The sequence below is a fragment of the Embleya sp. NPDC055664 genome (assembly GCF_053618075.1).
This window is the reverse complement of the sequence record NZ_JBSHGZ010000017.1, coordinates 128,863-142,983: the sequence shown is the minus strand read 5'-3', so window position 1 is coordinate 142,983 and position 14,121 is coordinate 128,863. Positions and strand designations below refer to the sequence as shown.

The 14,121-nt window shown below is 70.9% G+C and carries 11 protein-coding genes; 6 read left to right on the top strand and 5 right to left on the bottom strand.

Annotated features, from left to right (window positions below; genetic code table 11):
* Positions 1-21 precede the first annotated feature (21 nt).
* On the top strand, positions 22-1,140 hold the full coding sequence (locus ACWGR4_RS26115) for a hypothetical protein (protein ID WP_452132082.1): 1,119 nt from the start codon (positions 22-24) through the stop codon (positions 1,138-1,140).
* A gap of 214 nt (positions 1,141-1,354) precedes the next feature.
* On the opposite strand, the gene ACWGR4_RS26110 is transcribed toward ACWGR4_RS26115, so the two are convergent.
* The gene (locus tag ACWGR4_RS26110) at positions 1,355-2,170 is read right to left on the bottom strand and encodes an AraC family transcriptional regulator (protein ID WP_452132074.1); all 816 of its coding nucleotides are present in this window, start codon (positions 2,168-2,170) and stop codon (positions 1,355-1,357) included.
* Positions 2,171-2,282: 112 nt separating this feature from the next.
* Between ACWGR4_RS26110 and ACWGR4_RS26105 the strand changes: the two genes are divergently transcribed.
* Positions 2,283-2,987, top strand: a complete 705-nt coding sequence (locus ACWGR4_RS26105) for an alpha/beta fold hydrolase (RefSeq protein ID WP_452134247.1) — start codon at positions 2,283-2,285, stop codon at positions 2,985-2,987.
* 45 nt (positions 2,988-3,032) lie between these two features.
* On the opposite strand, the gene ACWGR4_RS26100 is transcribed toward ACWGR4_RS26105, so the two are convergent.
* The 4 genes from ACWGR4_RS26100 to ACWGR4_RS26085 form a co-directional block, all read right to left on the bottom strand.
* A complete protein-coding gene (locus ACWGR4_RS26100; RefSeq protein WP_452132072.1) occupies positions 3,033-4,919 on the bottom strand; it encodes a tetratricopeptide repeat protein in 1,887 nt (628 codons plus the stop codon).
* A complete protein-coding gene (locus tag ACWGR4_RS26095; RefSeq protein WP_452132071.1) occupies positions 4,919-6,190 on the bottom strand; it encodes an AAA family ATPase in 1,272 nt (423 codons plus the stop codon). Before ACWGR4_RS26095 ends, ACWGR4_RS26100 begins: the two co-directional genes overlap by 1 nt.
* Before the next feature lie 364 nt (positions 6,191-6,554).
* A complete protein-coding gene (locus tag ACWGR4_RS26090; protein WP_452134246.1) occupies positions 6,555-7,739 on the bottom strand; it encodes a lipase family protein in 1,185 nt (394 codons plus the stop codon).
* Between the two features lie 445 nt (positions 7,740-8,184).
* The gene (locus ACWGR4_RS26085) at positions 8,185-8,730 is read right to left on the bottom strand and encodes a MarR family winged helix-turn-helix transcriptional regulator (protein WP_452132069.1); all 546 of its coding nucleotides are present in this window, start codon (positions 8,728-8,730) and stop codon (positions 8,185-8,187) included.
* A 187-nt stretch (positions 8,731-8,917) separates the two neighbouring features.
* Here ACWGR4_RS26085 and ACWGR4_RS26080 point away from each other — a divergent pair, with 187 nt between their 5' ends.
* The 4 genes from ACWGR4_RS26080 (at position 8,918) to ACWGR4_RS26065 (ending at position 14,119) form a co-directional block, all read left to right on the top strand.
* A complete protein-coding gene (locus tag ACWGR4_RS26080) occupies positions 8,918-10,168 on the top strand; it encodes an MFS transporter (protein WP_452132068.1) in 1,251 nt (416 codons plus the stop codon).
* Positions 10,169-10,555: 387 nt separating this feature from the next.
* The gene (locus ACWGR4_RS26075) at positions 10,556-11,635 is read left to right on the top strand and encodes a prenyltransferase (protein WP_452132067.1); all 1,080 of its coding nucleotides are present in this window, start codon (positions 10,556-10,558) and stop codon (positions 11,633-11,635) included.
* A 43-nt stretch (positions 11,636-11,678) separates the two neighbouring features.
* Positions 11,679-13,040: an ATP-binding protein gene (locus tag ACWGR4_RS26070; protein WP_452132066.1), complete on the top strand. Its 1,362-nt coding sequence runs from the start codon at positions 11,679-11,681 to the stop codon at positions 13,038-13,040.
* Positions 13,037-14,119: a tetratricopeptide repeat protein gene (locus tag ACWGR4_RS26065; protein ID WP_452132065.1), complete on the top strand. Its 1,083-nt coding sequence runs from the start codon at positions 13,037-13,039 to the stop codon at positions 14,117-14,119. Before ACWGR4_RS26070 ends, ACWGR4_RS26065 begins: the two co-directional genes overlap by 4 nt.
* Positions 14,120-14,121: the final 2 nt, after the last annotated feature.

Genomic DNA, 14,121 nt, shown 5'->3' with positions numbered 1-14,121 from the left:
GCCGACGAGGAGGGTCCAGTCATGCGGGTGTCATCTCAGGGCGTAACGGTGGTGGGTCTGTTGGCGGATCCGGACGTACCAACGGAGATCGCCCGGCGCTTGGCCCAGACCCTTCCTGATCGGCTCGCCGACGAGTCTGGTCCGGGACATCGGTTCGACGTCGAGGTGGTCAGTGAACCCTTCACTGCGGGGACCGAGGACCCGTCCACCTTGATGCACCGGATCATGGATCGCGGCAGCACGGAGAGCTGGGACATCGTCGTGGCCCTCACCGACCTTCCGCTGCACTCGCACGGGCGCAAGCTCGTGGTGAATCTGAGTCACGAACACGGCTTGGCACTGCTGTCTCTTCCTTCGCTGGGGGGCTTGCGGCTGCAGACGATGGCGCGGCGGGCCGTGGAAGCAGCGGTTCTCGGCCTGGCGGGTCCGCGGGCCACCGGGGCTGAAACACCTCCGCGGATTGAGCCGCTGCGGGGGCCCTTTGCCCGTCGTTTCGCTTCCATCCACCCGGGCCCGGTCGATGAGGGGGAGACCGTCGATCTTCGGTACATCGTCAGCGGCCCACGCGGTTACCTGAGGGTGCTCTTCGGCATGGTTCGCGCCAACCGGCCGTGGCGGTTGGTGACGGGCTTGTCGAAAGCCCTGGCGGCAGCACTCGCCACGGGGGCCATCGCCACCCTGGACTCCAACATCTGGAGCCTTGCTGCGGCCCTGAGCGCGCCACGCCTCGTGTTCGCCATGGTCGGGTCCGTCGGGCTCATGATCGGCTGGCTGATCGTGGACGGGGAACTGTGGCATCGAACAGCAGAGGCCTCGCCGGAGGCGAAGCAGAGGGCGCGGCTCTACAACGCCTCCACGGTCGTGACTGTGGGTATCGGGGTGCTGGTCTGCTATGTGGGTCTGCTTGTCATCAACTTGCTGTGGGCGCTGTTCATCCTCAACGGCCGGGTATTCGCTTCCATGACACAAACCCCACTGCACGCCGCGGAGTACTGGACGTTGTCCTGGTTCGTCGCATCGGTCGCCACCGTGGGCGGCGCGCTGGGATCGGGTTTGGAGAGCGACGAGGCGATCCGGGCCGCCGCCTACTCCAAACGTGAACAGGAACGACGTCAAACGCTCCAAGACGACCAGGCGTGAAGTGAGCCATATCGACACGAACTCCAGTGACTCCGGCGAAGCGTGACCGTCGACGAGAACGGCCGGTGCCACTGGCCCGACCATCCCAGAGGGGCCGCCTCAGTGGCGGGCTTGCGCGTGTGTGAGCGGTCCACGTCCGGCACCGGTTCACCGAAGCCGATGCGCGCGACCCGACCCACTCGGAAAGGCACCCGCCGGATCGAACCGCACCCCTTCACCGATCCCCTCGGCCCCCGCCGCCCGTGCGGTAGCGGCCCGGGGTGGTGCCGATGATGTGGGTGAAGGCGGTGATGAAGCCGCTGGGGTTGGCCCATCCGCACGCGTGGGCGGTTCGGGTGGTGTCGTGGCCGGCGGCGAGGAGTACGAGTGCGTGATGGATGCGCAGTTGGGTGCGCAACTCGTGGAAGGTCATGCCGAGTTCGTCGCGCAGCAGGCGGCTGAGCGTGCGCGAGCCGGCGCCGACCGCATGTCCGAGTTCGGCCAGTGTGGAGTTGTCCGCCGGGGTCTCGGACAGGATCCGCGCGAGGGATCGCAAGCGGTCGTCCCGGGGCTCCGGCAGGTGCAGTGGCTGCTCGCGCGTCTCCCGGAGTTCGTCGACGAGCACACGAAGCAGGCGGGAACGGGCGCCGCGGCCGTACGCCTCTGCCGCGGAGCCGTCGTCGTCGCGGGGCGCGGTCAGCGCGAGCAGGACCTCGCGCGCGAGGCCGGAGGCCAGGAACACGGCGGGCCGGTCCGGGATGCGCCGGGCCAGGGACGGGGCGAGGAAGACGATGCGCATGTCGGTGTCGCCGTGCGCGCGGTGCCGGTGCGGGTATCCGGCGGGCGTCCAGGCGATCCGGTCGGCCGGAACGATCGAGGTGCCCCGGTCGGTGTGCACCGTCAGGACGCCGGTGGCCGCGTACACCAGGTGCCCGCGCGAATGCGACTGCGGCGCGCTCGCTCCGCCGGACGGCCAGAGGTGGCGCCCACCGGACGGCCACACCTCCGACGTCACTTCGGCGCTTCCACGCGGTTGGCGGCGATCGGGCATGATGCGGCAGTTTATCGGTGGTCGGCCAGGGCCCGACGTGGTGATCTGGAGTGGTCCCGAGCCGCAGACGGCCCACCCGGCGATGCCGCCGCGGTCGAAGAAAGGCAAGCTCATGGCGACATTCGTCCTCGTACCCGGCGGTTGGCACGGCGCGTGGTCGTACGACCCGGTGACACCGCTCCTGGAGCGTGCCGGGCACACCGTCCACGCCCTCACCCTGACCGGCCTGCGGCCCGACGACGACGCCGCGACGGTGGCGACCGCCAACCTCGACACGCACGCCGACGACGTATTGCGCCTCCTCGATCGTGCCCACCTCACCGACGCGACACTGGTCGGCCACAGCTACGGCGGCATGGTGATCTCGGCCGCCGCCGACCGCGCCGGCGGCCGGGTCGCACGCCTCGTACACCTCGACGCCTACGTCCCGCGCGACGGCGAATCGTGCTGGTCGTCGACGAGCGACGGCTACCGACAAAAGTTCCTGGCCGGCGCCGCGACCAACGGCTACGCCGTACTCCCACCCACCGGCGGCGACCCCCGCCGCCGGCCCCACCCCCTCGCCTCGTTCACCCAGGCGATCCACCTCACCGGCGCCGTCGACCTGGTCCCCCGCCGCGAGTTCGTCTACTGCTCCGGCTGGGAAGACGGCACCCCCTTCACCCACCTCCGCACCCGCCTACAAGCCGACCCGGCCTGGCAGGTCCACGACCTCCCGACAGCCCACAACGCCATGCGCGAGGCCCCGAAAGCCGTCGCCGACCTCCTGACGACCCCACACAGCCAAACCACGACAGCCCGGATACCCGCTTCCTGACCGCGCTCGAGAACAAGCCGTCGGCAACCTGACGGGTGAATACACCTAGGTCACGGCGGCGGCCAAGCGCGTGCGTACCGTCTCCACGAACGTGTGCGCGTCGGCGGATTCCGGGTCGGCGAGGATCGCCTCGATCGCGGAGCCGGACGCGTGCTTCGGGTCTAGCGCGCGCGCATCCGCCGCGACGGCTCGTGCCCACCGCAGCGCCTCCGGGTTGTCCTCTGTCGCCGCGATCATCAACAGACCCACGAGTCCGTACCAGAGGTTCGCCCTGTCCGACGGGGTCATGGCGTTCGACGAGTCCGCCTCGCCCAACAGAGTCAGCGCTTCGAGGTAGACCTCGCGAAGCGCGTACGGCACCCCCCAACCCCGTACCTGGTCCCGAATCAGCCGAGGCACCGTCAACCCCCGCACAGGCGCGGCGATCGCCCTCTCGAAGTCGGCGAGTGCCCGCGTCCACTTGCCCTGCATCAGACGGGCCGAGGCGAGCATCGCGTGTGTCAGCCCGTCCGCCGACGGCGGGCCCGAGGCCAACAACGTTTCGGCATCGACGAAGTTGTGGGCCCGTACGAGCAGTGCGGCGCGGTGCAACCGGCCGAGGTGGGCGCCCGTGGTCGGTGTCAGGACCGTGTCCAGGAGCTGCACCGCGTCATGACTCGAGCCGGACTCGGTTGCCGCGCGCGCGAGTTCGATGAGCGGACGGCAGGGGCTCACGGCCGCGAGCCGTGTCGCGTGTACGGCCGCGGCCACCGCCTCCGTGCGGCGCCCCGCGGTGAGCAGCGTGCGCCAATGCCAACACGAGAGGTCGAGGTGGTCCGGATGCCGGGCCGCGGCGGCCTGCGCGAGATCCAGGGCATCGGCGGCCCGGGCAAGCTTCACGGCGGCGTGGATGGCGACGAGGTACGTGTGCGGTATGTCGTCGTACCCGTCGGCAAGCAGGCCGGTGGCCAGGGCGTCCGCACCGACGTGGTCCCCGTCCTCGTCGGCGATGGTCATTGCCGCTTCGCGGCCCACGCGGTGCGTCGGGTCGGCCGCCAGGATCGCGGTGACCAGTGCGCGGGCCTGCTCGCCCGCCGCCCTGGGCCACGTGTGTCCCGCCTTCTTCGCCTCCCGCCACAGGGTCTGGGCCAATCGCGCCTGCTCGGTGAGGAGTTCGCCGTCGTCCCCGGCAGCTCCCGGCACGCTGAGGCGGGGGCGCCCGACGGCGAGGCAGGCCAGTGCGTAGACATCGGCCAACTGCTCGCAGAAGCCGTTGGTCTCGATGTCTCGAATCACCCCGCGGACGGCCCTCGGTGACGGATCCAGACGCAGGCAGCTCGTCAGCAGGCCACGCGCCTCCTCGACCTTCCCGAGCCGCAGTTTGACCAGTGCCATGTCCGCCAGGTTGTCGATACTGTGCGGGGCGCAGGCAAGGGCCTCGGCCAGCGCGGCCTCCGCCTCCGACCAGCGCTTGCTCGCGCTGTATGCGCGAGCGCGGACCTGGTACCCCGTGCCGCTGTGCGGATCCAGTCGAATGGCCTCGTCGGCGGCCGTGAGCGCTTCGTCCGTGCGGCCCGGAAGCAGGGCCAGAATCCTGCCCAGCAGCGTCCACGTGTTGGCGTCATCGGGGGCGAGTTCGACGGCGCGGCGGGCGTGCGACTCGGCTTCGACCCGGCGTCGCTGATGGAAGCGAATCCACCCGAAGCGCCGATGGCCCTCCCGGTCGTTGGGGTAGCGGGCGACGAGCAGGGCGGCAACCTCGGCGGCCTCGTTCGGACGGTTGTCGAGATCCAACAACCACGCAAGGTATGACAGGCCGCCGAAGTGGTCGGGATCGGCCGCGAGAACGCGGCGCAGTACGGTCTCCGCGTCACCGTACCTGTGGATGTCGATCAGATTTCGCGCCCGCTTGACGTCCTTGCCCAGTACGTCGCCGGCCTCGCCGACCGGCATCAGAGCAGCCTTTTCTCGCGGAGATAGGCGGCCAAATCGTCGTACGCGCCCCCTTCGTTCGCGAACAGCGCGACGGACTTGGCCGCCTCGAACCAGGCGGTGACCGAGGATTTCAACTCGCCCAGAGCGGCGTCGAAATCGGGCATGCCGATGAGCCGTACCTCGCCGGTGCGGATCGAGTCGACGAGCGCCTTCTCGGCGGCCGACTCGCACAGGTGCGCCAGGTCCGCTCCGGAATAGCCCTCGGTGCGCCCGGCGAGCGACGGCACATCGATCTCGCAGATCGGACGGTCTTGGAGGTGGAAGCGCAGGATCTCCTCACGGGCGGGCGAGTCCGGGGGCAGGACCAGCAGGGTGCGGTCGAAGCGGCCGGGGCGGCGCAGCGCGGGATCGACATCCCACGGGCTGTTGGTGGCGCCGAGTACGAACACGCCCTCGTTTCCGGCGTCGACGGAATCCAACTCCTGGAGGAATTGGTTGACGGTGGTTCGCATGGCGCTGCTGTGCAGTTGGCTCCGGCGCCTGCCCAGGGCGTCGATCTCGTCGAAGAACAGCACGCAGGGGGCGTGGCGGCGCGCGGTCACGAAGATCTCGTGCATGTTCCGCTCGGAGTTGCCGATCCACATTTCCAGCACGTCCGAGATGCCGACCGAGACGAACGACGCGCCGAGTTCGCCGGCCACCGCCCGCGCGATGAACGTCTTGCCGCAACCCGGCGGGCCGTACAGCAGGAGGCCGCCGCGCAGCGACTTGCCGTACATGCGGCGTAGTTCGGGGTTGCGCATGGGGGCGAGGAACGCGCTGTCGAGGCGGTCCTTGACGTGTTGGAGGCCGCCCACGTCGGCGAGTGTGACGGTGGGGCGCTCGGTCTCGAACGTGTCGGCGGGGCCGTGCTCGTCGTGGTTGGCGACCCGAAAGCGCTCGGGCTGCCGGGTGTCGCCCAGATCGTTCTCGGCCGCCGACCAGTCGAAGGAAGCCGTCCGCGCGTCGGCCGGGGGCGGGGACGGCTCGGGGGCGGCGGGCCGTGCGGTCTCGGCCGGCGCGGATCCCGCGGCCCGACCTACGGCCACGGCCATCAGATCACGCGCCGCGACCGAACCGGGATCCAGCTTCAGCGCCTCGGCGATCTCCATGACGGCGTCCACCGCAGCACCCCCGGCGATCAGGGCTTCCGCGAGATGCAGGCGGTATTCGGGCCGATCGGGCGCCGCCGCAACCGCTTGCCGCAGTGCCTCTATCAGCGGACTCTCGGAAGAACCTGCGACCGACATGCAATTCCCTCCGTGGACTCCGCAGGAACCTATCCGCACGGAGCGGCCCGGCACGACGCTCCCGCGCTATCCGGCCGGTCGGCGCGGCGAAATCCGCGCTCGACGTACAGCGACGCCTCGGTGACGGCGCGACGCGCCCTGATGCGCGCGCTACTGAGGTTGGGTGGCGGGTCGACTCCCAAGGAACGCGCGGCTCGGGAGCGGTTGCGGTTGGACGCCGCCGACCACGACTGGCCGACGGTCGTCCAACTGCCGAGCCCGGTAGACGACGCGGAGCACTCCTCGACGGCGGCGCGCGGCACCGGGATGGGGGCCGACTCCTCGTCTGCGGCGGCCATCGGGCTCCCATGTCCGCCGGACCGGTTCAGGCCTGTCGGGCGAACCCGGCGAGTACCTGCGGGATGGCAAGCCGCCGCGATGCGAAGTGGTCCACCGGGCCGACGTTCACGACCCGTACGGACGCGGCGCGTTCGGTCAGGCGGCGGGCGCAGTTCTCGGTGTTCGCGAACGGGACCGTATGGTCGGCGGCGCCACCGAACAGCACGACGGGTACCGAAGGCGTCCACGAGCAGGTCGCGTCGTTGGCCCGCAGCGCGGCTGCGAGCGCGTCGTCGGGCTGCCGCAGCCGGGCCACGAACTCGGCCCGGAACAGCCCTTCCAGGGTGTCGGGGAGCCGGTCGAGCACGTCCTTGTCGGGCAGTTTGCCGGCGAACAGGTTCGTCACGTTCTCGACCTGATCCGCGCGGAAGACCTCCGCCGGGTTCCGGTACAGACCGTAGATGGGGCCCCAGGCGAGCATGAGGTAGGCCAGCGAGAGGTTGGTTTCCTTGCCCTGGTACGCGAGCGCGGCGGGCCGCATGACCCCATCGAAGTCGTAGGGGCCGGCCACCGGGGCAAGCGCGCCGAGGCGCAGATGCGGATCCGCGCCGCCGTCCAACGACCGCGCCAGTGCCATCGCCGCGTGGCCGCCCTGGGAGAACCCGGTGACCAGCACCCGTTCGTCGAGCCGGAGGTGGGCCCGATCCGCCAACCGGCGGGCGGCGCGGATCAGGTCCAGGGAGGCCGTCGCCTCCGAGGCGGCGTGCTCGTAGGGATGGAAGCCGGGGCCGCTGCCCAGGCCGAGATAGTCGGGTGCGACGGTGAAGTGGCCCGCGCTCGCGAAGTACAGCGGATAGGTCAGGTTGTCGTGCGCGTTCGACCCGCTCGGCGCGCCCGCACGCTCGACGGTGGTGCCGTGCTCGTACACGACCACCCGCTGCGCGCGGGGGGCGCCCCTGGGGATCGCAACGACGCCGCTCGCCACGGTCGGCCGTCCCTGGGGATCGATGGTGCGATAGCGGACCCGGTGGACGTCGATCGGGTGGCGGGCGTCGGTTTCGGGCAATTGCTCGGCCTTGAGCACGTCCCGCACCTCCGCGCGCGTCAACCGCTCGACGTGGTGGGACAGGAGGGTCCCGCGGCCGGTCCCGTCGCCCCCGGTCCCGTTGCCACCGGCCGCCGACGCCGCGGGAACCGCTCCCGAACACGCCAGGAGGACACCGACACACACGGCGCCCGCACCCCGGGCAATCCGCTTGTACCGCACACCGATTCCGATACCGATTCTGATTCCGCGCGATCCGCGCCGTAAGGATTCCATGCCTCCACGGTAGGAATTCCACTTCCCTCGATCACTCCACCGAGGCCCACGAACGATCGGGGGGTAACTCCAGCACGGGCACACCGGGAGACCGGAGGGCCGGAGGGCCGAAAAGCCGTACGTCAGGGGGCGTTTCAGGGGGAGAACGTTCCGGGTGGAGGAGACGTGGGTGCCCGGGTACCCGATCGACATGCGTTCGGAACATCAGCGGGATCGGGCGCGGAAGAACCACGTGTCGAACCGACGGGTGGGGAGGGCGTGTTCTCCACACGAGGCGTTGCTCCTCGGCGTCGGCCGACGAGGCGTAGGCGGCGACGCTCACCTCCTTGCCGGCCGGCGGCGCCGGCGCGGGACCTCAGTAGTCCGGCAGCGTGCGGCCCAGCTTGCGCAGTAGGTGGGTGAGTGTGGCCTGTTCGTCGGGGGTCAGGCCGGCGAGGAGGTTCGACTCGTTGTGGAGGTGTTCGCCGACCAGGGCGTCGATCAACTCCCGGCCCCGGTCGGTGAGTCGGATCAGGCGGCCTCGGGCGTCGCCTTCGGCGGCGCGGCGGGTGACCAAGCCGGCGCGTTCGAGGCGGTCGACACGTTTGGTCACCGCGCCCGAGGTGACCATCGTCGAACCGCTCAGCTCACCGGCGTTCAGCTCGAACGGCGCACCGGAGCGGCGCAGCGTGGCCAGGACGTCGAACTCGCCCCGGCCCATGTCGTATCGGCCGAAGACCCGGAGCAGCCGCTCCTCCAACGCCCAGTGCAGGCGCGAGATCCGACCGACCACATGCATCGGGCTCGGATCGAGGTCGGGCCGCTCGCGACGCCACTGGCCGACGATGCGATCGAGGGCATCGGCGTCCTCGGGCGAAACGGGGGCGGGGACGGGGACGGGCTCGGTGGGGTCCTGGGCCATGCTTGACGATCCTTTCCACGGAAAGTAATCTGCTTTCCATGGAAAGTATCTAGGCCGTCACGCCTGGACACAAATCGGCGACCCTCGCCTCCCCACCTTCCCGACCTCCCTCCCGCCCGCCCGGGCGGCGCCCTTTTCGGCATGCCCAAAAAACCGAAACCCCCGAAACCCCCACCGGAAAGCAGAAATGTCACCGAACGCACACCCCCACTCGGCTCTGCGGTCGTGGCTGGGCGTCGCGGTCATCACCGCGAGCCTGTTCACCTTCGTCACCACCGAACTCATGCCCGTCGGCCTGCTCACCCCGGTCGGCTCCAGCCTGGACATCTCGGTGGGCGTCGCCGGGCTGATGGTCACGCTGTACGGCGTCTCGGCCGGCCTCGGCGTCCCGTTCATCGTGGCCTGGACCCGCCGCGTCAACCGGCGCACGCTGCTCACCGTGCTGCTCGCGGTATTGGCGCTGGGCAACCTGGTCACCGCGATCGCGCCCAACTACCCGCTCGTACTGGCCGCACGGCTCGTCATGGGCTTCGCCAACGGCGTCTTCTGGGCCATCGGCGTGAGCATGGCCATGCGTCTGGTCCCCGAACACCACGCGAACCGCGCGGCGGCGGTGGCGCTTTCCGGCATCTCGATCGCCACGGTGGTCGGCATCCCGCTGGGCACCTTCCTGGAGGATCTGACGAGTTGGCGGACCACGTTCCTGATCTGGAGCGGTCTGAGCGCGGTGGTCTTCCTCGCCGTCGCGGTCACCGTCCCCTCGCTGCCGTCGCAGAACGCGGTGCCGGCCCGGGAGGTCTTCGGCCTGGCGGTCAAGAACGTTCCGCTGCGGCTGGTGATGATCACCGTCGTGCTGTACGTCCTCGGGCACTTCGGGGCGTACACCTTCGTCCGGCCGTTCCTGGAGGAGAAGTCGTCGGCCACGCCGGGCTTCGTCACCGCACTGCTGATCGTGTACGGAATCGGCGGCGCGGCGGGCAACTTCGCCGCCGGGTACACCGTCGGCAAACGCCTGCACGGCACCTTTGTCGTCGCCCTCGCCGGAATCGTGGCGGCCCTCGTACTCCTGCTGACCATCGGCCGGTCGCGCACCGGCGCGATCATCGCCCTGGCCCTGTGGGGCGTGTGCTTCGGCGCGGTGAACCTGTGCCAGATCAACCTGACGCTGGCCGCCGCACCGGACACCTTCGAGGCGGCCATGTCCATCAACACCCTCGGCTACAACACGTCCATCGCCCTCGGCGCGCTGTTCGGCGGCCTGCTCACCGACCACGTGGGCGTCGCCGGCGCCGTCGGCTTCGGCGTGGCCCTGACCACGGCCGCGCTGGCCCTCACCCTCGCGACTCGCCGCACCGGCGGGCGGACCCCGTCCGACACCGATACCGATACCGATACCCCGACGACCGAAGCCGAACGGCAGGCCCTGCCCGCCCGGTAGACGGATGAACTCGACCGCACATAAGGCGAGTTCAGCGCCAAGGGGCGGGAGAAGGACGCTGATCTGTCCCGTCGACCGAACACACCGAATCGCCCTCGTAGGTCTGCCCTTTCGGGTCCGCCCGCATACCCGGGAGCGGGCGCGGGGCAACAGAGAGCGAGCCCGGCGCACGCACGGATGCCCCGGACGCGATGCGCCACGGGTTCGACGGCACCTCAACCGGAAGCGGTGGCGGCTCTCACCGGCCGGCTCGAACGTGGCTTCCGTGCGGGTGGGTTCCTCTCGTACGTTGGACGGGTCGCGCCGGGGCAGGGCACGTCGTATGCGCATGTCCCGTTGCCACAGGCGGACTTCGGCCCGGGCATGCGCACGGGTCGAGGGGGAACCGTGAACCGCACCGAGTGGATCGGCTTCGTTCGGCTGGCCCGGTTACGGTTCCTGCTCTACAATATGCTGCCCGTCGCGCTCGGCGGAGCGGTGGCGGTGCACGAGGGGCATCGGATCGACCTCGGTTGGTACGCGCTGGCCCAGGGCTTCGCGTGGGTCACCCACCTGATGACGCACTACTGCAACGAATACTTCGATCTCGACGCGGACCGCGCCAACCGCTACCACACACCCTGGACCGGCGGCAGCCGCGCCCTGGTCGACGGCCTGGTCCGGCCGATCGTCTCGCTGTCCACCGCCTTCGTACTGCTCACCGGCGCCGTGTTCGTCGCCGTCGCGATGCCCACGCTGCCCACCCGCCTGACGGCCGCCGCCGGCATCGCGCTCGCGTGGTTCTACACCGCGCCGCCGCTGCGGCTGAACTATCGCGGACTGGGCGAACTGACCGTGGCCGTCGGCCTCAACGGGATCTGGCCGATCGTGGCGGTATCGCTGCTCGCGGGTAGCGTCCCCGGGCTGATCCTGCTGATCCTGGCGCCGACCGCGCTGTTGCAGGCGGCGCGGATGATGGTGATGAACCTCGCCGACATCGAGTCCGACGCCCGGGTCGGCAAACGCACCCTGCCGGTCCTGCTCGGACCGCGCCGGGTCATCGTGATCTTCACGCTGTGTCAGGTCACGGCCTATGCGGCGCTGATCGTGTTCGCGCTTGCGGGATGGGTCCCCTGGCCGGTTTGCGCGGTGATGGCGGGCACGGCGCCGCTGTCGGTGTGGCTGGTGGGCCGGCTGCGGTCCGGTGCGCTCGCCGACCACGACCCGCGCCGGATGACGCCCGTGGTGTTCTGGGCCTCCAATCACGTCGCCCTGATCGTGTGCGCGGCGCTGGTCGGCGTACTGGCCGAGACCGCCACGGATCCGCAGGTCAACGACGGTATGGCCGGCTCGTTGAGCTTCCTGACCGCGATCCTGGCCGGCTTCCTCGTGTTGTTCGGCGTACGCCTGGTGATGGCGCTGCGTCGACTGCGCCGGGAGGACGAAACCGTCCCGATCCCCTGCCCCGCCGAGAATGCCTCGACCTGAACCCGGTCGGAGTGGGCAGCGTCCAAGATCGTAATCTGGGCGTATGTCCGACGAGCTCTCCCCGTCGCCCGAATCCGAGGCGGTGCGGGATTCCCCGCTGATTCGGAGCCTGCGTTCGGCCGTCGACGCGGCGCCCCGAGATCTGCCGCTGCGCCTGCACCTGGCCCAACTGCTGCTCGACGCCGGGCACTTGGACGCCGCCGTCGGCGAGGCGGCGGTCGCGCTCAGCCAGGCGCCGGCGGACCCGGAGGCACGGGCGCTGATGGCGCGGGCGATGGGCGGCGCGGCGCCGGCGGCGGAGGCACCGGCCGCCGCGGAGACCCCTGCCGCATCCCCCGCCGCTCCCCCGCAGCCGCAGCCGCCCCGCCCGGCGGGTTTCGACTGGGCCGCCGCCGAGGAGGAGGTCGAGGGCGTCGTCCCGCCGCGCTTCGTCGCGCCGCCGGCCCCGGGCACCCCCGACGCTCCCCGCGCCCCCGAGGCGCCCCTCGCCGCCGACGGCTCCGGCGACCCCGGCGGCGCGAGCGCGTGGGACGTCGAGGCCCCCGAGGGGTTGCGGCTCGCCGACGTCGGCGGCATGCAGGAGGTCAAGGACCGCTTGGAGGCCGCGTTCCTGGCCCCGATGCGCAACCCCGAACTGCGCCGGCTCTACGGCAAGAGCCTGCGCGGCGGCCTGCTCCTGTACGGGCCGCCCGGCTGCGGGAAGACGTTCATCGCCCGCGCCGTCGCCGGCGAACTGGGCGCCAACTTCATCTCGGTGTCGATCAGCGACGTGCTGGACATGTGGATCGGCAACTCCGAGCGCAACATGCACGAGGTGTTCGCCACCGCCCGCCGCAAGGCGCCGTGCGTGGTCTTCCTCGACGAGTTGGACGCGCTCGGCGCCAAGCGCAGCCGTACCCAACACGGCGGCCTGCGCAACACCGTCAACCAACTGCTCACCGAACTGGACGGCGTCGGCGACGTCAACGAGGGCGTGTTCGTACTTGCCGCGACCAACGTGCCGTGGGACGTCGACCTCGCGCTGCGCCGCCCCGGCCGGCTCGACCGCACGCTTCTCGTGCTGCCGCCCGACCGCCCGGCGCGCGAGGCGATCCTGCGCTACCACCTGAGCCAACGTCCGATCGCCTCGGTCGACCTGGGCAAGCTGGTCAAGATCACCGACGGCTTCTCCGGCGCCGACCTCGCGCACGTGTGCGAGAGCGCCGCCGAGTCCGCGCTGCTCGACTCCGCCCGAACCGGCTCGGTCCGGATGATCGGCATGGCCGACCTGCTGGCGGCGGCGAAGGCGATCCGGCCGTCCACCGAGGCCTGGTTCGCCACCGCGCGCAACGTCGCGATGTTCGCCAACGACGGCGGCACCTACGACGACCTGCTCACCTACCTGCGAAAGAACGGCAAGCTGTGACCGAGCACCCGCTCGTCGAACAGGCCCGGGCGCTGCTGACGCTCGACCGGGACGAGGAGGCGGGCGAACTGCTCGCCCGGCGGCTGGCCGAGGACCCGGACGATGTCCGTGCGTGGGTGCAACTGGCCTATGTGCACCAGGGTTTGGGGCGGGACGAGGAGGTACTGACCGCCACCGCCGCGGCGTTGGCCCTCGCGCCGGACGACTACGAGGCGCTGATCGTGCGGGCGTACGCGCTCCGCCGGTCGACGCGGCGCGAGGAGGCGGAGGTCGCGGCGCGGACCGCGATCGGGCTCGCGCCCGAGTTGTGGAACGGATACGCGGCGCTGTCCGAGGCGTTGACCGCGTGGCAGGAGCGGTGGCCGGAGGCGTTCGACGCGGCCTCGATAGCGGTGCGATTCGGCCCGGAGGCGGTCAACGCCCACCGCGCGTTGTGGAAGGCGTCCCTGCTGGTCGGCCGCAACGACGTACGCGCCCGAGCCGTGCGCGAAGTGTTGCGCCTGGACCCGCAGAACGCCTGGGCGTTGGCCGAACTCGCCGACCAGGCCGAGTACGACGCCGCCCGCGCACCCGTGATCGGCGCCGGCGCCAAGCTCACCGCCTCCGCCGACGCCGCCGCCACGGCGCTGGTCGCCGACCCGACCTCGGAGCGCTTGCGCAAGCAGATCGACGCGGCCGTGTTCCGCATGTTGCGCGGGACCCGCTGGATCGCGCTGGTCTGCCTGGTCCTGGCCGCCCTCGCGGCCCGGGTCTTCCCCACCGGCGACGACGCCACGTCGTTGCCCGCCCCGCTCGGCACCCGCGTCTGGGCGCTGACCCTGATGGCCCTGGCCTGGGCCTTCGGCGCCTGGCGCCGCTACCGCCGGTTGCGCACGGGGGTACGGCTCAGCATGTGGTCGCTGGTGCGTCGGGTCGGCTGGGCCCGCCTGGTGGTGGGGCAATCCGCGTGGATCACCACCACCGCCGTGGTGGTCGTGCTGATCCCGTGGTCCGAGCGGCTGATCCCGCAGATCCTGTTCTGGGTGGCCCTGGTGCCCACCCTCCTGACGATCCGGCTGGAACGCGCGGCCGCGCGCTGACC